The organism is Skermanella sp. TT6 (genome assembly GCF_016653635.2).
Classification (GTDB): Bacteria; Pseudomonadota; Alphaproteobacteria; order Azospirillales; family Azospirillaceae; genus Skermanella; species Skermanella cutis.
The window spans coordinates 5,355,835-5,376,505 of record NZ_CP067420.1 but is presented as its reverse complement, the minus strand read 5'-3'; the positions used below and the strand labels follow the sequence as shown (position 1 = coordinate 5,376,505).

Sequence of the window (20,671 nt, the reverse complement as noted above, 5' to 3'; positions counted from 1 at the left end):
CGGTCAACGTCCCTTGAAATCCGGCTTCACCTTGTCGAGGAAGGCGCGGTATCCGATCCGGAAATCCTCCGTATCGTAGCAGGCGTATCCCTCGTCCATCTCCGCCTCGCTCAGCGGCGAGCCCTCGGCCAGCCTCCGGGCGAACTTCTTGTGCCAGCGGGCGACCAGCGGCGCGCCTTCGGAAATCCGCCGGGCGGTCGCCATGGCCTCCTTGTCCACCTCGGCGTCGTCCACCACGCGGGTGACCAGTCCTTTCTCCTTCGCCTCGGCCGCCCCGAAGATCCGGCCTTCCAGCAGGATCTCCAGCGCGGTGGAACGGCCGGCCAGGGCGATCAGCGCGTCCAGCTCGGCATAGCCCATCACCAGCCCCAGCTTGTTGATCGGCGCGCCGAACCGGCTCGACGTGCCGCAGATGCGGATGTCGCAGCTTCCCGCGATCTCCAGCCCGCCGCCGACGCAGATCCCCTTGATCAGCGCCACCGTCGGGTGACGGCATGTCCGCATCGCGTCCAGCGTGCCGGCGATGATCTTGCCGTAGGCGCTGGCCTGCTCCGAATTCGAGCGTTCGTTCTCGAACTCCGAGATGTCGTTGCCGGGGCTGAACGCCCGGTCCCCGGCGCCCCGCAGGACGATGCACCGGACGGAATCGTCGTCCGACAGCCGCCGCATCACCTCGCCCAGGCGCTGCCACATGGCCTTGGTGAAGGCGTTCAGCTTGTCCGGCCGGTTCAGGGTGATGGTGACCACCGGGCCGTGATGCTCGGTCAGGATCAGGTTTTCCACGAGGTTCCCCCCTCTTGCTTATCGATAGAACAGCTCGACCAGACCCATGGGCACGATCGGCACGTATGTGGACAGCAGCAGGACCGCCATCAGCACGCCGATGAAGTAGACGTTGACCTTGCTGACGGCCCAGATGTCGGCTTTGGCGATCGAGCAGGCCGTCACCAGCACGCTCGCGACCGGCGGGGTCTGCTGCCCGATGCCCAGGTTCAGCGTCACGATGATGCCGAAATGCACCGGGTCGATGCCCACCAGGTTGACCAGCGGCATGACGATCGGCACGATCAGGATGATCGCCGCGGCCGAGTGCAGGAACAGGCCGGCCAGCAGGAAGATGACGTTCAGCAGCGCCAGCACGACATACTTGTTGTTGGTGAAGTCGGCGACCGCCTGGGCAAGCTGCTGCGGCACCTGCTGCTCGGTCAGGTACGTGCCCATCAGGGCCGAGGTGGCGACCAGAAGCATCACCACGGCGGTCTGGATGCCGCCTTCCAAGATCGCGTCGTACAGGTGCGGCAGGTCCAGCTCGCGGTAGACCACGGTGCCCAGGAACAGGGCCGCCACCACAGCCAGGGCCGCCCCCTCGGTCGCGGTGAACCAGCCGCCGAAGATGCCGCCCAGGATGATGATCGGCATGCTGAAGGCCCAGACGGCCTCGCGGAAGGTTTCCTTCACCCGGCTGACCCGGAACATCTCCTCCACCGGGTAGTTGCGCCGCACCGCGAACCCGTAGGCCAGCCCCATCAGCCCGGCCGCCCCCAGCAGGCCCGGCACGATGCCGGCCACGAACAGCTGCACCACCGAGCTGCCAGACATCACCGCATAGAGGATCATCGGGATCGAGGGCGGGATGATCACCGCCAGCGTTGCCGCAGAGGAGGTGATGGCGGCGGCGAAGGTGGCGGGATAGCCCCGCTTCTTCATGGCCGGGATCAGGATCGACCCGATCGCCGCCACGTCGGCCACCGCCGAGCCGGAGATTTCCGCGAAGAACAGCGAGGTCGCCACGTTGACCATGGCCAGCCCGCCGCGCACGAACCCGACCAGCGCCGAGGCGAAGGCGATCAGCCGGCGCGAGATGCCGGCCGAGTTCATGATGGCGCCCGCGAAGATGAACAGCGGGATCGCCAGCAGCGGGAAGCTGGTGGCGCCGTCATACAGCACCATCGCCATGTTGGGCAGCGTCGCGGTTCCCGACGACAGCAGCATCGCGATCACCGACACCACGCCCAGCGCCACCGCGATCGGCACGTTGATCAGGACCAGGCCGAACAGCCCGGCCGCCATGTAGAGCAGGGTCATCGTTCGGCTCCCCGGGCATCTTTCACCAGGTCGGGATTCAGCAGCTCGGCCGGGATCTCGGGATCGTGGATCGGCCCATGCCCGCGCGCCTCCCGCAGGATCTCCGGCAGGTTCATCAGCTCGGCGATGATGAACAGCACGGCCCCGATCGGAATGACCGACTGGGTGAACCACACCGGCACCCACGGCAGGCTGACCAGCGTCAAGCCTTCCAGGTAGCCCAGGACCTCGATGCCGACCCAGGCCAGCAGCACGAAGAAGCCGATGACGATGACCTCGGCCAGGATGACGACCGGCAGCCGCAGCGCCGGCGGCATGGCGGCGATCAGCCCGGGAAAGCCGATATGCGACCGCTTCAGCGCCGCCAGGGCCGACCCGTAATAGGTCAGCCAGGCCAGCAGGATCGACGCGACCTCGTCATACCAGACCAGCGAGGCGCCCAGCTTGCGGAACACCACCGCCCCGAACACGACCGCCGTCATGCCGACCAGCAGAACGATCACGATGGCGGCGAGGAAACGTTCGAAACCCGTGCGCATCAGCGCCAGGGATGATGATGGATTCGCCATGTCGGAAGATTCCCGGTCCTTACGAGGACTTGCCGAGTTCGACGGCCTTCTCGACCATGGTCTTGGCGGCCGGGACCTCGCCGGAGAAGTCGCGGTAGATCGGCTCGCTCGCCTTGACGAAGGCGTCCTTGTCCACCTCGTTCACCTGCATGCCCTCGTCGCGCAGCTTGGCTTGCAACTCCTCGTCCATGCGCGCCGCCGTCTCGTAGACGAAGTCCTGCGTTTCCCGCGCCGTTTCCTCCAGAACCTGCCGCACGTCGGCCGGCAGGCTGGCCCACTTCCGGGCGCCCACGGTCACATAGGCAGGGGTATAGACGTGCCCGGTCATGGACAGGAACTTCTGGACTTCCTGGAGCTTGGAGCTGTGGATCTGCGTCAGCGGGTTCTCCTGCCCGTCCATCACGCCGGTCTGCAACGCCACGAACAGCTCGGAGAACGCCATCGGGCTGGGGTTCGCGCCGTAGCTCTGGAACATCCGGACCCGCCACTTGCCGCCCGGAACGCGCAGCTTGATGCCTTTCAGGTCGTCCGGTTTCGCGATCGGGCGGGTGTTGGTGGTGACGTGGCGGAACCCGTTCTCCCACAGGCCGACGATCTTGTAGCCCTGCTGCTCCGCCGCCGGCGCCAGCGACGGCCAGAACACGTCGTCGGCGATCCGCTTCATGTGCTCCCGGTCCTTGACCAGGTACGGCATCTCGAACAGCCCGAAGACGTCCGACACGGTGGACATCACGGTGGAGGGCAGGGCGAAGTCGATGGTGCCCAGCCGCAGCTTCTGCAACATCTGCTCGTCGGTGCCGAGCTGGCTGGAGCCGAACACGACCACCTTGGCCTTGCCGCCCAGCTTCTCGTTGGCCCGCTTGGCGAACTCGTTGGCCGACTGGTCGAACAGCGATCCCGGCGCCCCGACATGGCCGAACTTCAGCTCCGTCTGGGCTGCCGCCGGCAGCGAAAACACCCCTCCGGCCAGCAGCACGCCGACCAGCGGCCCCAATGCGTTCAGGACAATGCGCTTCATGGATTTTCCTCCCTTTCTGCGTGCCGGCTCTCGTGGACGTTCGTTCCGTCCCGGGCCCTTGGCTTGACGACGGCGCGTTACGCCGAATTCGTAATTTTGCATTATGCATGAAAAGGGCAGTCCGACAACCCGGAGCTTTCCGCTACATCCAGACTGTCGGTCATGGGGTGCTTGCTATGTCGCCAAGGGTGTTGAGGTTCGACTGTTGAGTTTTGGAACTCAATGCATCGCAAAATCAAAAGCCGGCTATACGTTTTACTAGCCGACATTATGAAATTTATGAAATTAATTGGCGAATTGAAATTATTTCAGTTATCTTTATCTGAGCCTATCTGTGTTCATCTGTGGCCAATACCGGAAACTTCCCTTGCCCCCGGTCCGACAGGAGAGCCAGGTTGTGTTGATCGTCGGGATGCCCGATCCACCATGCCGAAGCGCCTATATCGGCGGCAGGGGACGCACTGCCCGGTACCTCCTTGCGACATATTTATGCAAAAGCCCTTGACCCGGTCATGGCATAGGTCTATTTGTCTGCCACTTCGATGCCGAGGCCACTTAATGGGGTCGTGCCGCCAAGGCGGACTGCGTCGGAGATCAAACTATCAAAGGGGGCTTTCGGCCCCCTTTGGCATGTCCGGGCCATGGCAAGCCCGGATTCAGGATGCCGTTCCAGGAAGCGATTCCTTTATCAGTTCGCGCTAAACTCCGATCCGCATCCCGGTGCCGGATCTTTGAAGCTTGAATACGAACGTCACCCCCGGGGCTGGACCCGAGGCCGGCCGCCATGATGACATTCGCTGACATGACAGGGGGGAGGGATGTGAACATTCCGCCGCCTTCCCAGCCGCCATGATCACGTTTGATGACATTCCCCAGGGGGGGTGTGTCGTCATCCGCCCACCACCCCACCCGGGGTCAGCAGCATGTTCGCCAGCACCCGCTCGTCGTTCTCCATCCGCCAGGACAGCAGCGCCTGGGCATGGTCGCGGACCAGGGCCGCATGGGCGGGATCGTCGGCCAGGTTCCGGAACTGACCGGGGTCGGCGTCCAGGTCGAACAGCAGCGGCGGCAGCCCGGCGAAGTGGACATACTTGTAGCGCTCGCCGCGCAGCACGTTGAGCACGCACTGGCCGGGACGCATTCCCAGCGCCCGCTCCGCCTCGCCCCGGGCCACGTCGCGGAAGTCGAATTCCCAGTGGGCATGGCGGCGCCAATCCGCCGGAACGGGGGAACCGCCCAGCAGCGGCAGCAGCGAGCGGCCGTCGCACTGGGCCGGTGGGGTGCCGCCCAACCACTCCAGGATCGTCGGCATCAGGTCCACATGCTCGGTGAAGGCATCCACCGTGCCGCCGCCGGATCGATCCGGGTCCCGAACGATCAGCGGGACATGGTAGGCCTCGTCGAAATAGCCGGCCTTGCCCAGCATCCAGTGGTCGCCCAGCATCTCGCCATGGTCGGACGTGACGATCACCAGCGTGTCGTCCAGCGCGCCGGTCTTTCTCAGCAGTGTCAGGATCCGGCCGACCTGGGCGTCGAACTCGGCGACCAGCCCGTAATAGGTCGCGCGCAGCCGGGCCAGGGTGCCGGCATCCAGGGTGCGCGGGTCCAGGTCCGCTCCCGCCACCCAGCAGTCGGTCCGCTGGCGGGCGAGGTGCCAGGCGAGCCAGGGATGCCCATCCGCCTCCGTCCGCCAGTCCGGGGCGCGCACGGCCGGCGGCGTCGCGGCGGGATCGATCAGGCGGTGATAGGGATCGGGTGCTACCCAGGGCGGGTGCGGCCGGATGAAGGCGGCCAGGCCGAACCAGGGCTGACGGCCACGCCCCGTTAGCCAAGCGGTCACGCGGTCGGCGAGGAAGGCGGTATCGCTGTCCTCCGCCCGGTAGACGGCCGGTCCGAAGGGCTCGGCCGTACGGTAGATTTCCCGGGCCTGCTCCGGCACCGGATAACCCTTCGCCCGCAGGTGCTCGGCCCAGGGTTCGATCGATTCGGTCAGCAGGCAGGCCGGGTCGAAGCCCGGCATCACGCCCTCGTAGCTGCGCAGCGCCGGGTCGGCCGGATCGTGGCGGCGCGGGTCGGGGGAGGTGTCGGTATAGCCGAACAAGGCCGGGGCATGGCCGAGTCGCCGGGCCTCCAGCGCCAGGTTGGTATGCCGGGCGTCCAGCGGGGTGCCGTTGGCGACGGACCGGTGGTTCTGGAGATACATCCCCGTCAGCAGGGAAGCGCGCGCCGGCCCGCAGGGGCTCGCCTGTCCGAAATGGCGGCGGAACAGCGTCCCCTCGGCGGCGAGGGCATCCAGGTGCGGCGTGCGCACGCAGGCATGGCCGAGGGCCGACAGGCAATCGCCGCGCCACTGGTCGGCCAGGATCAGGAGCACGTTGCGGGAAGGGCGGCCGCTCATCGGCGCGTCTCCGGACAGTGAAAGCGGTTGATATGATTGCCTTTCGCGGCCTTGCACGCCAGGGCCGGGCCATGACACATTGATGAAAATTTTCTAAACCGCGGCGTCTGAAATTGCCGCTCGGCTCGGGCCTGCGGCATAGTCTGGCGGCCACGGAACCGTTCTGGGAGAACAAGAGACATGACTGATTCAGCGGAAAAACTGTCCAGCCAGGCGACGCAGCGTGCCGCCCGGGCCTTCACCCGCCGCACCCTGCTCAAGGGCGCCGCCGCGGCGGGCGCGCTGTCCGCGGCCGGCCCCTTCATCGTGCGCAATGCCCGCGCCGCCTCGGGCGAGGTCAAGCTGTTCGCCTGGTCCGGTTATATCTCCCCCGAAATGATCGCCGACTTCGAGAAGAAGACCGGCATCAAGGCGGTCCTGACCGAATACGGCACCAATGACGAGTTGCTGAACCAGCTCCGCGCCTCTGGCGGGGCCGGGTTCGACGTGATCATGCCGACCGTCGACCGCGTGCCGAACTATGTGGAGTACGAACTGGTCCAGCCGCTCGACGAGTCCAAGGTCAATTTCGACGGCTGCATCGACTCGGCGGTCAAGGGGTCCGCCGGCATGGGCGGCGTGGTCGACGGCAAGCGCTACCTGGCGCCGAGCGACTGGGGCACCGAGGCGATCGCCTTCGACAATACCGTCGCCAAGCTCCAGTACGGCCAAGCCAGCTACGGCGACCTGTGGAAGCCGGAATACAAGGGCCAGGTCACCGTGCGCGGCCATTCCAGCCTGATCGGCATCGCACTGTGGCTGGAATCCCAGGGCAAGCTGCCCCATCCGGTGCGCCAGCAGTTCACCGAGGAGGCGAAGGCCCGGGCCAACTTCGACGCGATCATCAAGGTCGCGACCGAGAACAAGCCGTCGGTCGGCCAGTTCTGGTCCAACGAGAACGAGGCCCAGGGCGCCTTCCGCACCAACGGCTGCGTGATCGGCCAGACCTGGGACAGTTCCGCGGCGACGCTCCGGAAGGAGAACCTGCCGGTCCGCTTCGTCGCGCCGAAGGAAGGCGCGCTCGCCTGGATGGAAGGCTTCTGCATCACCAAGGGGGCGCAGAACCTGGCGCAGGCCTACGAGTGGATCAACTGGTACTATACGCCACAGGCCGGCGCGCTCTATTCCAACCACACCAGTATCAACACGACCTCCAAGGGCGCGGAGCAGTATCTCAGCGACTTCAACAAGCAGTTCTTCGCCGACGCCTATCCGGGCGACGCCTTGGACAAGCTGTGGTGGTGGCCGATCCAGGAGGCGTGGTACGTCTCCATCCGCAACGAGTACCAGGACCGCTTCCTGGCGGCGTAAGGAACGGAGGGGAGCCGGTGCCCGATCCCGATTTCGGGCTCCGGTTCCCCGGCTACGGGGGACCATGAGCCAGGATATCGAACTCGACCACGTCACCATGCGCTTCGGCGCGCTGACGGCGGTCTCCGACGTGCATCTGACCATTCCGGCAGGGGAATTCTTCAGCTTCCTGGGGCCTTCGGGCTGCGGCAAGACCACCATCCTGCGGATGATCTCCGGCTTCATGGAGCCGACGTCGGGGGCGATCCGGATCGGCGGCCGGGACATGGCCGGCATCGGCCCCAACAAGCGGCCGACCGCCCTGATCTTCCAGAACCTGGCGCTGTTCCCGCTGATGACGGTGGCGGAGAATATCGGCTTCGGCCTGGAGGTGCGGGGCGTCGCCTCCGCCGACCGCCGGCGCCGCGTCCAGCAACTGCTCGACCTCGTGGCCCTGCCGGACACGGCGGAGAAAAAGGTGACCGAACTGTCCGGCGGCCAGCGCCAGCGCATCGCGATCGCCCGGGCGCTCGCGGTGGAGCCGGCGGTGCTTCTGCTGGACGAGCCGTTGTCCGCCTTGGACCTCAAGCTGCGCCAGCACATGCGTTCCGAACTGCGCGAGATCCAGAAGCGGACCGGGGTCACCTTCATCTACATCACCCACGACCAGGGGGAGGCGCTGACCATGTCCGACCGGATCGGCGTGATGTCGCGCGGCGTGCTCCAGCAGGTCGGCGACGGGCGGGCCATCTACGACGACCCGGCCAGCGCCTTCGTCGCCAGCTTCGTCGGCGAGAGCAACCGCTTCACCGGGCGGGTCATGGCGGCGGCCGGCGGCCGGGCCGCGATCGAGACTCCCGCCGGCAAGCTGATCGGGCGCAACCCGCGCGACCTGCGCGAGGGCGACCAGGCCATCCTGTTCGTCCGGCCGGAACGGGTCCGCGCCGACGACGGCACGGCGGAGAACAACCTGATCCGGACGCGGGTCAGCCACCAGGACTTCGAGGGCGCCTTCGTCAACATCTTCCTGGAACCGGTGCAGGAACGCCCGATCCTGTTCCAGACCGCCAATACCGGCAACGGCACCGGACCGCGCTGGCAGCCCGGCGCCGAGGCCGCGGTCAGCTTCCGGCCGGAGGACGCCGTGGTCCTGCCGCCGTCCGACGACGCCGCATGAGGAATTCGCCCATGAGGGATTCGGTATGACCGAGGTGCTGCGCCGCTACGGCCCGGTCCTGACCGCGATCATCGTGGCGCTGTGCGCCTTCTGGGTGGTCATGCTGGTCGTCCTGCCCCAGATCCTGATGATCGACTTCTCGTTGCGGCCGAGCCTGCCGCCGTCGCGCGTCGGCGGGCCGGACGACGTCTACACCGTCCAGAACTACGTCACGTTGTGGAACAACGCGATCCACCGGAGCATCTTCCTCCAGACCATCTGGGCCAGCGCGCTGGTGACGGCGCTGACCTTCGCGGTGTGCTATCCCGTGGCCTATTTCATGGCCCAGGTGGCCCGGCCCCGGACGCTGCCCATGTTGGTCCTTCTGCTGGTGATTCCGTTCTGGATCAACGAGCTGCTGCGAACCTTCGCCTGGTACATCATCCTGGCCTTCAACGGTCCGTTGAACCTGCTGCTGGTCAATCTCGGCCTGATCGACCGGCCCATCCGTTTCCTGGGCAGCCCGGCCGGCGTGATCGTCGGCATGGTCTATGTCTACATCCTGTTCATGGTGTTCCCGCTCTACAACGCGATCGAATCCCTCGACCGCAACCAGATCGAGGCGGCGCGCGACCTTGGGAGCGGCTGGCTGCGCATCCACCGCCGGATCGTCATCCCGCACGCCAAGCCGGGCATCGCGGTCGGCTGCATCATGACCTTCATGCTGGCCGCCGGCAGCTACGCCGTGCCGGCCCTGCTCGGCGGACCCAACAGCCGCTGGTTCACCGAGATCATCTACAACTGGTTCTTCGAGGGCGGGAACTGGAACCAGGGCGCCGCCTATGCCTTCATCCTGCTGGTCCTGTGCGTCGGCTTCATCCTGCTGATGATGCGGCTCTTCAAGGTCGGCCTGACCGACGTCGCCAAATAGCCGTCACGGGCGGCAGCTGGCGTCCTCGACGCCTTCGGCGGCGGAGTTCAGCAGGTCGTCCACCTGGTTCACCGACCGGGGCGTGAACATCCGGCCGCCGGACGGGGCGACGATGCAGCTCCGCTCGCCGGACCCGAACACGTCCAGCAGGTTCACCTTGACGCCCGGCAGGGTCTGGGCGAGCCGGCGGGCGGTGGCGCAGGGGTCCTGGCCGCAGCTGTCCTCGCCGTCGGAGATCACCACGATCATGCCGGTGCCGCCGCCCCTGCGGATCAGCTCGCCGGCCTTGACCAGCCCGTCCGCCAGGGGAGTCTCGGGGATCAGCTCGGCGTTCTGCACGATCGAGCGCAGGCGCCCGCGCTGGCTGGGCGGGAAGACGCCGATGGTCTCCGCGGCCGGGCAGGTGCCCACGTTCACCAGGCCGATATCGACCGACGGGTCCAGCCCGTCGATCAGGCCCGTCATGGCGGAGCGGGCGACGTCGATCCGCGAGACCCGCGACCGGGCCTGGAGCTGGGCCAGCTGGAACTGCGCGAAGATGTCGCCCCGCTCGATCCGCTCCACCAGGCTCTTCAGCTGGGCCGGATCGACATCGGCCGGAAAGCCCATGCTGAGCGAGACGTCGAACACCACGACCAGGTTCCGCCGGTCGCTCGGCTTCACGCCCTGCGGGCACTGCGGCAGCCGCGCCTCCGCCGGCGACGGGGGCGGCTCCGGAGGTTTCGCCGGCGGAACGGCCGCGCGGGGCGGCTCGGGCGGCGGTTCCGGTTCGGGAACGGGTTCAGGCTCGGGCGGCGGCGGGGGCGGAGGCTCTGGAACCGGCTCCGGCGCGGGAGGAGGCTCGGGCTCCACGGGCGGCGGCGCCTGCGGCACCTGCGGAACGACCGGCGGGGGAACGGGTTCGGGGACCGGCTCGGGCGTGCGGCCGGCCAGCCACCACCACAACAGCGCGGCGAGCAGGGCCAGCAGGAGGGCGCCCAGCAGCAGCCTCAGCCAGGGAAAGCCCCGGACCGGCGCCGGCGGGACCACGGGGGCGGCGGGTGGCGGGACCACGGGTTCGGGGATCCGGCCGAAGGCGTTCACGCTGCCGGTGCCGTCGCGGAAGCCCCAGAAGGCCAGGGCGAACTGGTCGCCGACCACGTACAGGTGCTCGATCCCGGGGATCTCGGGCGCCGCCGCCAGGATCGGCGCCATGTTGCCCAGCCGGGTATTGATGCCGGAGCGGCCCAGGTCGGAGGCCAGCCGTTCCAGCCCCGCGCCCATCTCCAGCCGGGCGGGGTCCAACCGGGCACGCTCCTCCGCCCCCAGCTCGGTCCAGCGCCGCACCGCCCCTTCCTGGGTGGTCCACCAGACCACCTCGCCGTCGGGCCTGACCTCCGGCCGGGAAAAGACGGCGGCGTAGCGCTGCCCCAGATGCTGACGCACCGTCTCGACCAGCCGCCCATGGCTCTCGAACACGGGCTTGTTGAAAACGGCGAGGCCCGTATGGTCGGACAGGCGGCCGCGCGCCAGGATCTGCTCGGTCACCCCTGGTCCCTCGTCCGGGTCACGGCTCCACCTTTTCCATCCGCACGTCGAACTCGCTGCCGTCCGTCTTGTTGGTGCCGGTGCAACCGACGGTCTGGTCCGGCCGGGTGCCGCAGTTGGTCTCGGCCCCGCTCATGGTCTGGCCGTCGGCACAGGTCAGGGTCTGGCCCTCCCGGATGGAGAGCTGCCGGCCCGCCGTCATCACCGCCTCGGCCGGAGCCTTGCAGACCGTGCCGCCGGGGCCGCGGACCGTGACTTCGCCCTTGCCGTCCTGGCCGAAGCGGTAGAGCTGCTCGAGCGGTCGGCCCTCCCCGTCGCGCAGGCCCGACCGGCTGCGCCAGACCCCCTCCATGAACCGGGCGGGACCGGGATCGAGCGGCCCGGCAGGCAGCGCCAGCGGAGCGCCCGGCGGCCCGGCGGGCCGGCCCTCGGGCGGCAGTTCCGGCAGGTCCGGCGGCACCTGCGCAGGCTCCGGCGGAACTTCGGCGGGCGGTGCATCGGGGAGGGGCTGCGTCCCGCCGCCCGGAGAGGGCACTTCCGGGACAGGAGCTTCGGGAACGGGAACCCCTGGTTCCGGAATGGCCGGCGCCGGGATCCCGACCCCGGGAACACCGGCTCCGGGCACCCCGACGCCCGGTCCGACCGGAACGCCCGGCTCCGCCGGGACGACCTGGAGCACCGGCGGATCGCGCGGAGGCTCCACGATCTCCTCCTGCTGCCAGGGCAGGACGGGGAACGGCGGGAGGCCGAGGCGCGGCGCGAAAAGCCACCAGAGGAGCCACAGGAGCAGCAGCAGGAACAGCAGCGCCCCCAGCCCCATCAGCAGCCAGTGCCACCAGGGCCGGCCGGCCGCCACCGGCACGCCGGCCGGCGGCACCGCCGTTCCGCCCGGTATCGCCGGACCGGCCGGGGCGGCCGGCGGATCGAAGCGGACGGTCGTGGGCGGAAGGCGCAGCGGGTTGACACCGTTCGGCCGACCGACGCCCTTGAAGCCCCAGAAGGCGATCATCGGCTGGTCGCCGACGAAATACAGGTAGTCGGGGCCGGGTACTTCCTGCGCCTTCTCCAGCACGCGCGAGAAGTTGTTGCGCGGCGAGTTCCCGGGCGCCTCCCGCAGCTTGGCGACATAGGCGGACAGCCCGTCCAGGACCTGGTTCTTGATCGGCTCGACCCGGTGCTGCTCCTCCGGCGTCATGTCCACCCAGCGGCGCGGCTGCCCCTCCTTCTGGGTCAGCCAGCCGATCCATTTGCCGTCGGGGTCGGAGTCCGGGCGCGGGAAGTAATCGGCGTAGAGCGGCCCCAGCTCGTTGAGCAGCGCCGTGCGGATCTGGCCGTGGCTCTTGTAGACCGGCTGGTTGAAGGCGCCGTAGGGCTCCAGCCCCTCGGTGGATTGCTGGCGCAGGATGGTGCCTGTCCTCATGCCGGTCCTTGCCTCGTCATCGTTCGGTCGGCCCTCAGGACAGGGCCTGCTGAAGGGCGTCGATCTGGCGCTGCAGGGCGTCGCGCTCGTCCTGCATCTGCTGGAGCTTGAGCGACTGGGCCGAGGCGTCGATGGCGGAAACCGGCTGCGGCTGGCGGGCCAGCGCGTCCAGTTCCTGACGGATCTGCTTCTGGCGGGCGACGAGCCGGTCATAGTCGCGCCTCTGCGCCGCCGTGGCCGAGCGGGTGCCGGCCAGCTTCCGGTTGAGCTCGCCGAGCTGCGCCTGGGATGCCTGAAGGTCGCGGGACAGCGACGCCTGCTGCGCCTGGACCTCGGCCACTTGGCGTTGGAGCGCCGTATTGGTGGCGCGGGCCTGCGCCTGGCGGCCCTGGGCCTCCTGGATGCGGGCCTCGGGACCGCCCGCCGCCAAGTCCCGACGCTCGCCGACATAGGTCTCCACCGCGGCGCAGCCGCCCAGCAACAGCAAGGTCAGGCCGGCGGCGATGTTCCTGGTCCAGGTTCTCATCATGCGCTCCCTCAGCCGATCCGGCTCGTGGTGATAGCCTGATTCAACGCGTCGCGCTGCTGGCGCATCTGGGCGATCTGCTTTTCCATGTCCTGCATTTCCCTGGCGAAGGCGGGGGAACTCTGGCCGGTCTGCTGCTGCGTCTTCTCATAGGCCTTCCTCGCGTCCTCCATGGAAGTCAGCGTGGCCTCGATCTGCTTCCTGCCCGCCTCGGCCTTGGCCTTCTCCGCCTGGGCCTGCTTCAGCGTGATCCTGCCGGATTTCAGCTGCTGCTCGGCCTGGGCCAGCCGCGTCCGATTCTCGCGCGAGACGGCCTCGCTGCTGCGGAGCATCGATTCGAGCTTTTCGTTGTCGCGGCGTATGTCGGCCGTCACCAGATCGATGGTGCGGACATTCTGCCGGGATGCCTCCTGGGTCTTGGCGGTGGCGTAACCGTCCGCCGCCCCGATCAGCGCGCCGACCGTCAGGCCGATCAGCGCGCAGGTCAGCGGGTTCTCCTTGGCGGCCAGGCAGCCCAGCGCCGCGGCACCGCCGCCGATCGCGCCGCCGGCCAGGGCGCCGCCCAGCACCGTATTGTTGAACGACTTGTTGTCCAGGCAGAGCTGCCTCTCGGCCCCGGACAGGCTCGGGTCCTCGCAGTTGCCGGAGACGGCCTGGCCGTCCGCACCCTGGGTGGTGACGCAGCCGCCGAGCGCCAAGCTCAGGGACAGTGTGATCGCGATCAGCCGAACGATGGTCTTCATGCAAGCCTCTGTGTCCGCCGGCGCGAGACTACCATTATGCATAGTGTGCCGGGCCGCGGGAACTTACCATGGTGGTATGTGGCTGTACTATGCATTTGAATCGGACGTAATCTTTCCCGGTTTTCCATCAGCGGCGGAACGGCTGGCATGCGCTGGGGAATGCCTTGCCGACTTCGCCGGCGCACAGTTCCCGCCGCAGCTGCAACTCCACCTGGTCGGCCGGCAGATCGCCGTCCCGCTGGTATCGCTCGCTGTCCCGCGCGACCGCTTCCACCAGGACGGCCTGCCCGGCGGCCTGCCGGGTCTCCAGTTCCTGGCGCAGCACCCGGGCCTGCTCCTCCCGGACGGTCCTGGGATAATCGTTCAGAAGATATCGGAGCGTGTCCCTGTAATATCCGATGGTGCCGCGCAGCGCCGCGATGTCGTTGGGGATCCGACTCCGGACCGCCTCGTTGCCGAGCGCCGCCGTCTCCTCCAGGCCGAGGATCTTGCGGGTGTCGACCCGCAGGTTCCCGGCGAGCCAGGTCGCCAGGTTCAGGCTGGCCCGCGCCGCCCGGTCCCGCTGGTCGTTGCGGGTCTTGATGTTGGCGGCGACCACGGCGCCCAGTCCCTTGAGCCGCTGGCGGACCTGCGGGTCCTGGACGGCGCCGGCGAGCGTCTCGATCTCCTTCAGGGGATCGTCCTGCACCGGCTCGGACAGGGTGCCGCCTCCCGACTCGGGCAGCTTGCCCCAGACCGCCTGGACCTCGCGCACCCGCTCGGGCGAAGGCAGGACCGGCGGCACGAGGACGACGCGGAAGCCGACGGTCTTCTGCCGGCGCGGGCCGCGGTCGTCGTAGGGCGGGAACTCGTCGCGCGCGGCACTTCGGATCGACGCCGCACCGGTCAGGTAGTCGCCGCCGCGCACCACGTAGCCGCCGGCCTGACCGTGCAGGCGGGACAGCCGGTTCAGCCGGAACAGCTCGCCGGTCAATTCCGACGCATTGCCCAGGATGTCGTGCAGGCCGAGCGGGTTGGGCCGGAGCAGCCCGATCCATTGCAGCTCGTTGTTGGACGACTCGGACCCGCCGTAATAGACGTAGGCGGAAAGCGGCTCGGTCATGGGGAACAGGGGGGCCGCGAAGTCGGCTTCGGAAACCAGGGCGCCGCCCCGGGCGGCATATTCCCACTCCGTCTCGGTCGGCAGCCGGACGAAGCCCGCCTGCCCGGCCTCCTTCGGGAGATCCTTGCGGGCGTTGGCCAGCAGCCAGACCGTGTAGGCGTCCGCGAAGTCCGATGCCTCCCGCCAGGTCAGCGACACGGCGGGCAGGCGCGCCTCGCCGTCGGGCTCCGGGCAGGTGCCGCCGAGCGAGGCGAGCTGAAGCCGCGTGACCTCGTACTTGCCGATGAAATAGGTGCGCTTGCCCTTCTCCTTGGGATCGCTGAAGCCGCCGGCGATGAAGTCCGCCCGCTGGTTCTCCTTGTAGCCGGCGGCTTCCTCCGTTCCGCCGACCGTGATTCGGCGGTCGTCCAGCAGGTCCTTCGCCGGGACCACGACGGGCCGGAAAGCCATGGCGCCGCCGCACGGCATCGGCAGGACGAGGTCGCCCGCCGCCGGCGCCGGGTTGTAGAGGTCTTCCGGCCAGGGCGTTGCGGCGGCATCCGCCGGGACCGGCCAGAGAGCCGCTGCCAGGAGAAGGGCTGCGAGACGGGACGGGAAGGATCGCATCTTCATGGCTCAGGTATCCCGCAGGGCGGCGGCCGGCTCGATCCGGGTCACGCGGGCCGCCGCCAGCAGGGCGGCCCCCATGGCAAGCACGCAGGTGACGGCGGCGGCCAGCAGGAGCTGGTCGGGAGACAGCCGGCAGGCGCCGGCCGCGACCGATCCGATCGCCGGGAAATGGGCGTTGATAACCCCGGCCGCCGCCGCGAACAGGCCGACCGCCAGGGCCGATCCCAGCGCCGCCAGCAGCAGCGCCTGGGCGAGCGGAAGGCTGATCAGCCAGCCCCGGCCGTAGCCGATCAGGGTCAGCAGGGCCAGCTCGCGCCGCTTGCGCTCCACTCCGCTCCACTGGGTCGCGGCCAGCGCCACGATCGATCCGGCCGCGGCGAAGGCGCTGATGACCGCCAGGATCAGGCTCAGGTTGGCATTGAGCGCCTGGATGGGCGCGATCTCGTCGAGCCGGCTGACCGGCTCGACGCCCCCGGAACGCAGCCAAGCGGTCAGCGGCGCCACGTCGTCGATGGTCCGGGCGTAGAGCCGGAACCGCTCGAAGCGCTGGGGTTCGGTCCCGGCGGGGGCGCCCGGCCAGCCCAGTTCGGGCACCGCGAAGCCGTCGCGGTAGCGCTGGACGTGCAGGACCAGCCTGTCGTCCACCAGGACGGCCCGCCTTGTCTCGGCCATGCGGTCGGGCGGCAGGACGGAAGCCACCGTGACCGCATGGGCCCGGGTCTCGTCCGTGCCGTCGCGCCGGCGCGGCACCAGGAGCTGGATCCGCTCGCCGGCCGCGGCGCCCAGCGCGCGCGCGGCGCCGAACGACAGCACCACCCGGTCCAGCCCGGCGGCCCAGGGCTCCCCCGCCGAGGCCGCCAGCGGGTCGCCCGGTCCCGTCGGCACCAGCACGCCCAGCACGGCTTCGGCCTGCGGGCGGGCGAGGGGCACCATCTCGACCTCCGCCGCCAGGGTGCGGGCGTCGCCGACGGCGAAGGCCACGTCGGCCCGGCGCCGGGCGGCGTCCAGCCAGGCCCCGTCGAACCGGTTGGTCCCGGTCACCCGGGGTACGATCTCGCGCATCGCGGGGTTGGCCTGTAGGTCGCGCAGCATCTGGCCGAGCACGCCCTGCTGAAGGCCGAACAGCACCAGCAGCGGCGTCAGCACGGCGGCCAGCGCGAACACCTGGCACACCGCCATGGCCCAGTCGCGCCGCAGGTCGGCGACGACCAGCCGGAACATCTGGCCGATCCGGGAGGCGATCATGCGGCCACCACGCTGCCGGGCGCGTCGGCGCCGCGTCGGGCTTGGCAGCGGACGATCCGGCCCTGAGCCCGGCAGGCCAGTTCCTCGTCGTGGGTGACCAGGACCAGTGCCGCGCCCACCGCGCCGCTGACCGCCACCAGCGTGTCGATCACCCTTTCCCCCAGCCCGGCGTCGAGCGCCGCCGTCGGCTCGTCCGCCAGGATCATCCGCGGCATGTGGGCCAACGCCCGGATCACGGCGACGCGCTGGCGCTGGCCGATCGAGAGCTGCGCCGGCCGGCGACCGAGCAGGTCGGCGACCCCGACCGCCTCGGCCAGCCGGTCGGCCGGACCGGGAACCTCCAGCCCCAGCAGGCGGCGGGCCAGCAGCAGGTTCTCGCGCACGGTCAGGTAGGGCAGCAGCCCGCCGGTCTGGAGCACGTAGCCCATGTGGGCCGCGCGCAGCCGGGTCAGCGCCGCGCGGTCGCCCCGGCGCCACAGCGCGGCTATGTCGTGGCTGTGCCCGTCCGGGCTGAACAGGAAGGATTCGGCCCGGTCCGGTGCCGCGAGGAAGGCCAGCAGGTCGAGCAGCGTGCTCTTGCCCGACCCGCTCGGTCCCAGGACCACCACCCGCTCGCCGGCAGCCACGTCCAGCCGGGGCACGGACAGCGCGAAGCCGCCGTCGGCGGCCCGGTGGGTGCGCTCGACCCCTTCGAGACGGAGCAGCGGCTCGCCGGTCACGGCAGCGCCGTCAATGGGACGGGATAGACCGCATCTTCCGGCGAGGCACCCTCGGCCAGCCTGACCCAGTTGCTCACATCGTCGTGGAACCGGCGGTAGAGCCGCGCCTTGACCTGGAGGTCGTCGATCAGCGCCTGCTGCTCGCCCGGGTTCATGCCGAGCCAGGCGTCCTGGTCGATCGCCATCACCCGGCTGGTGTAGGGCAGGCCGTCCAGATACTCGCCCAGCAAGGCCTGGTTGAGCGCGCGGTTGTCCGAGGTGCCGACCTTGGCCGGATCGCGGCTCAGGGTCGCGGCGGCGCTGCGCAGCTGGTTGAACAGGTCGCTGGGATCGACCTGGCCCTTGGAATAGGCGTCGGCCAGGGCGCCCACGGTCGCCTGGAGGTCCGACAGCTGCGATTTGGACAGAAGGACCCGCACGTCGAGGCTCGCCACCGTGTCGTTGGCGAAATCGCGGTCCGCCGCCCAGGCCTCGAACATCGGAGGCGCCGCGGTGCCCTTCACGCTGCCCAGGTAGGCCAGCCGCATGGCGTGCCCGATCGCGGCGATGTCCTCCGCCAGGGGATCGCCCCCGGGATTGGAGGCTGGCTTTCCGGGTGCCGCCTTGGGCGTTGGGGGAGGGGGGGTGTTCAGGCCCTCGCCGGCTTCGGCCGCCTGGACCAGCGTGACGAGGCTGTCGGTCAGCGTATCGACCCGTGCGCCGAACCGGCCCACGTCCCCGGCCTCCACGGGGTAATAGAGGGGTTTCCGCCCGGGATACGTGGTCAGCTCGCGGTACTGGGCCGCACCCTTGGCATGGTCCTTCCTGCCCTCCTCGGTCAGCAGGTGGAGCGCCATGGTCGCGATCTTCTTCTCCAGCAGGGCGATCGACAGCGCCTTGGCGTCCAGCCCGGTGGCCGACAGGCTGCCGGGGTCCCGGGAACTGGCGTCGGTGATCAGCACGACGAAGCGCCCGCCGAACGGAGACCAGTCGATCGCGTTGATCGCGGAGTCGATCCCGGCATAGCCGTCCTCGGCGAAGGCGCGGGTCGATACCTTCGAGGCGGCCAGGCCGGCGGCGGCCCTGTCGAATTCCTCCCGCGTGTCGACCTTGTTGGGATCGACGAACACCTTGGTCAGGTACTCGAGCCCGGGGACCGCCTTGGGGTCGTCGCGGTAGCCGATCAGGCCGAACCGGACCTGTTCCTGCAGCTGGGCCGTCTTGATGCCGTCATAGATGCGCTTGATCGCCTCGCGGGTCCGGTCGATATAGGGCTGCATCGAGCTGGAGGCGTCGATCACGAAGACGATGGCGGTCCGGAAATTCTGCCGGATCGCGGGGGCAGGCGGCGGTGCCGGGGTCGCGGACGCCGCTGAAGCCGGGGCCGGGGCTCCCTGGTCGCGGGAGGTCACCGCCGCGACCTTGACCATGCGGACCGGGCGGCCGGTCGGGAAGCGCTGGGTCTTCGCCTCCAGGATCGGCAGCAGGTAGAACTGCTTGTTGATGTCGACCGGGGTTTCCGGCTCGATCGAGACCAGCGGGCCGGCCGCACCCTGGCCGGGGCCGGCGGTCTTGGCGGCCTCGGCCAGCTTGGCGGCCTGGGCACCCGCGTCGCGGCTGCCGACCAGGCTTCGCAGCCCGTCCTCCGCGCCGAAGAACAGCACGCGGTCGCGCCCGGTCCGGTTGGCGAAGGCGCCGACCAGCGTGTGCCGCCAGGGCACCACCGCCTCGGCCGGCATCCAGCCTTCCGGCTTGCAATCCGCGCTCGCGCCGACCCGGACCCGCGCGCCGTCGGGGCTGCGCTCGTAGACATAGAGGACGCTGAAACCCGGCACCGGCTTCGCCGCCCCGCCGTCGGGAGTCAGCTTGCCGCCGGGCCGGGTCAGCACCCGCTCCTGGAGCTGGGTCTTGCCCGGCTGGAGCAACGGGGCCGGCGAGCAGGCGAGTGCCGCGGGCGAGGCGAGGACGAGCGCCAGCGCCGACGCGGCGAGCCAGCGGAGGGGCGATGGCCGTGTTGCCGGGGGCGCTTCGTCCTTCGCGGGAGCGCCAAAGAAGGTCTTAGGGCGGCAAGCGATTTCCTTTTCGTCATGCGCGGGCTCGACCCGCGCATCCACGCGCAAACCGACGTGGCGAGGTTTGCGCGTGGATGGCCGGATCAAGTCCGGCCATGAAGAAATAAAGCGCGGGCAGCCCGTGGCACCGCTTGAAGTTCCCGCCGAAGGACGATGATCGTTGCTCATTGCGGCTGTCCGAGTTTTTCCAGTTCCGCCTTCGCCTCGGGGTGGCCGAGCTGGGCGGCGCGCTGGAGGGTCCTGACGCCGGCTTCCGGGGAGATCCCCGGTCCCTCGACGCGCCCGCTGATGAACAGGCGGCCGAGGCGGTATAATCCCTCGGCGTCGTCGGCATCGGCGGCTTTCTCGTACCAGAGCTGGGCCTTCTCGGCATCCGGGGCCGGAACGGCGCTGCGTTCGGGGGAGAAGGTCTCCGGATCGTACATGGCGCCGATCGCGGTCGCCGCCTCGGGCTGGCCCCCATCGGCCGCGCGCCGGAACAGCAGCAGGGCGCCCTGGACCGCGTCGCGGGAGCCTTCCTGCATGTAGCGCTTCGCCTCCGTCAGGGCGCCGGCCGGGTCCGGGCTGGTGCGCAGGAACGCCGTCGCCGTCGCCGTGGTCAGCGGGGCGGCGGGAGCGGGAGGCGCCTCGGGCGGCGGGGCGGGACTTTCCGCGACCGGGGGCACCGGTTCCTCCCGGTTCAGGAACCACCACGCGCCGCCGCCGGCCGCGATCAGAGCGACCACGGCCGCGAGCGCCGGGACCAGCCAGCGGGACCGTTGGGGGGCGGGCTCTGGCTGCCGCTCCGGGGCCTTCAGTTCCGGGGCCGTCGGTTTCGAGTCAGGCAACGGCTCGGGCTCGGGAGCGGCCATCGCCGGCTCCGGTTCGGGCTCGGCCAATCGCGGAGGCGCTTCGGACGGCAGGCGGATAGCCTTCCAGCGGAGCCGCTCCTCCCCCGGAGCCTCGCCGCCGGCGTCGGCGAGCGCCAGCAGGTAGGTCACGTTGGCCTGGAGGTTCCAGGTCAGCCGCTCGTCCACCCGTATGCGGAGCAGGGCGCCGTCCAGCTCCGCCCCGGCCGGCTTCAGCCAGGTCCGGGTCGAGCCCCAGGCGTCGCCGGCCCCGTACTGCTGGAGGAATTTCTGCCCGTTGGGCTGGGCGATGGCGAGCCGGAGGCTCTCCGGGTCGAGGTCTTGCCGGCCACTGACGGAGATCAGGGCGGCGCCCGGGGCCGAGCCCGGCGGCTGGGTGACTTCTGTGGCCATTA

General features: G+C 69.5%; 17 protein-coding genes. 3 read left to right on the top strand and 14 right to left on the bottom strand.

Annotated elements, in window-relative coordinates; translation table 11 throughout:
* Positions 1–3: 3 nt before the first annotated feature.
* The 5 genes from IGS68_RS25050 to IGS68_RS25030 form a co-directional block, all read right to left on the bottom strand.
* Entirely contained in the window at positions 4–783 is a 780-nt protein-coding gene (locus IGS68_RS25050) for an enoyl-CoA hydratase/isomerase family protein (protein WP_201075213.1), read from the bottom strand.
* A gap of 18 nt (positions 784–801) precedes the next feature.
* Positions 802–2,085: a TRAP transporter large permease gene (locus IGS68_RS25045; RefSeq protein WP_201075211.1), complete on the bottom strand. Its 1,284-nt coding sequence runs from the start codon at positions 2,083–2,085 to the stop codon at positions 802–804.
* Complete coding sequence (locus tag IGS68_RS25040) at positions 2,082–2,654, bottom strand: TRAP transporter small permease (protein WP_201075209.1); 573 nt, start codon at positions 2,652–2,654, stop codon at positions 2,082–2,084. The genes IGS68_RS25045 and IGS68_RS25040 overlap by 4 nt, the downstream gene beginning before the upstream one ends.
* Positions 2,655–2,673: 19 nt before the next feature.
* Positions 2,674–3,672, bottom strand: a complete 999-nt coding sequence (locus tag IGS68_RS25035; protein ID WP_201075207.1) for a TRAP transporter substrate-binding protein — start codon at positions 3,670–3,672, stop codon at positions 2,674–2,676.
* 889 nt (positions 3,673–4,561) lie between these two features.
* The gene (locus tag IGS68_RS25030) at positions 4,562–6,070 is read right to left on the bottom strand and encodes an alkaline phosphatase family protein (protein WP_201075205.1); all 1,509 of its coding nucleotides are present in this window, start codon (positions 6,068–6,070) and stop codon (positions 4,562–4,564) included.
* Positions 6,071–6,250: 180 nt separating this feature from the next.
* On the opposite strand from IGS68_RS25030, the gene IGS68_RS25025 reads away from it, so the two are divergent.
* The 3 genes from IGS68_RS25025 to IGS68_RS25015 all read left to right on the top strand — a co-directional run bounded on the left by IGS68_RS25025 (position 6,251) and on the right by IGS68_RS25015 (position 9,486).
* Positions 6,251–7,420 carry an extracellular solute-binding protein gene (locus tag IGS68_RS25025; protein ID WP_201075203.1) on the top strand — a complete coding sequence of 390 codons (1,170 nt, stop codon included), beginning with the start codon at positions 6,251–6,253 and terminating at the stop codon, positions 7,418–7,420.
* Between the two features lie 64 nt (positions 7,421–7,484).
* Positions 7,485–8,576, top strand: coding sequence for an ABC transporter ATP-binding protein (locus IGS68_RS25020; RefSeq protein ID WP_201075201.1), 1,092 nt, complete (start codon positions 7,485–7,487; stop codon positions 8,574–8,576).
* Between the two features lie 25 nt (positions 8,577–8,601).
* Positions 8,602–9,486, top strand: a complete 885-nt coding sequence (locus tag IGS68_RS25015) for an ABC transporter permease (protein WP_201075199.1) — start codon at positions 8,602–8,604, stop codon at positions 9,484–9,486.
* Positions 9,487–9,489: 3 nt separating this feature from the next.
* On the opposite strand, the gene IGS68_RS25010 is transcribed toward IGS68_RS25015, so the two are convergent.
* From IGS68_RS25010 to IGS68_RS24970, 9 genes are all read right to left on the bottom strand, one after another.
* A complete protein-coding gene (locus IGS68_RS25010; protein WP_201075198.1) occupies positions 9,490–11,013 on the bottom strand; it encodes a hypothetical protein in 1,524 nt (507 codons plus the stop codon).
* Positions 11,014–11,032: 19 nt separating this feature from the next.
* Entirely contained in the window at positions 11,033–12,433 is a 1,401-nt protein-coding gene (locus IGS68_RS25005; RefSeq protein ID WP_201075196.1) for a hypothetical protein, read from the bottom strand.
* A 34-nt stretch (positions 12,434–12,467) separates the two neighbouring features.
* Positions 12,468–12,962, bottom strand: coding sequence for a hypothetical protein (locus IGS68_RS25000; protein ID WP_201075194.1), 495 nt, complete (start codon positions 12,960–12,962; stop codon positions 12,468–12,470).
* Between the two features lie 8 nt (positions 12,963–12,970).
* Positions 12,971–13,702 (bottom strand): hypothetical protein, encoded by a 732-nt coding sequence (locus IGS68_RS24995; protein WP_201075192.1) that lies wholly within the window; start codon positions 13,700–13,702, stop codon positions 12,971–12,973.
* 127 nt (positions 13,703–13,829) lie between these two features.
* A complete protein-coding gene (locus IGS68_RS36215; protein WP_201075190.1) occupies positions 13,830–15,416 on the bottom strand; it encodes a formylglycine-generating enzyme family protein in 1,587 nt (528 codons plus the stop codon).
* Positions 15,417–15,419: 3 nt separating this feature from the next.
* The gene (locus tag IGS68_RS24985) at positions 15,420–16,658 is read right to left on the bottom strand and encodes an FtsX-like permease family protein (protein WP_201075187.1); all 1,239 of its coding nucleotides are present in this window, start codon (positions 16,656–16,658) and stop codon (positions 15,420–15,422) included.
* Positions 16,655–17,377 (bottom strand): ABC transporter ATP-binding protein, encoded by a 723-nt coding sequence (locus IGS68_RS24980; RefSeq protein ID WP_201075185.1) that lies wholly within the window; start codon positions 17,375–17,377, stop codon positions 16,655–16,657. The genes IGS68_RS24985 and IGS68_RS24980 overlap by 4 nt, the downstream gene beginning before the upstream one ends.
* Positions 17,374–19,470 (bottom strand): vWA domain-containing protein, encoded by a 2,097-nt coding sequence (locus tag IGS68_RS24975; protein WP_201075179.1) that lies wholly within the window; start codon positions 19,468–19,470, stop codon positions 17,374–17,376. The genes IGS68_RS24980 and IGS68_RS24975 overlap by 4 nt, the downstream gene beginning before the upstream one ends.
* A gap of 122 nt (positions 19,471–19,592) precedes the next feature.
* Complete coding sequence (locus IGS68_RS24970; protein WP_201075177.1) at positions 19,593–20,669, bottom strand: tetratricopeptide repeat protein; 1,077 nt, start codon at positions 20,667–20,669, stop codon at positions 19,593–19,595.
* Positions 20,670–20,671: the final 2 nt, after the last annotated feature.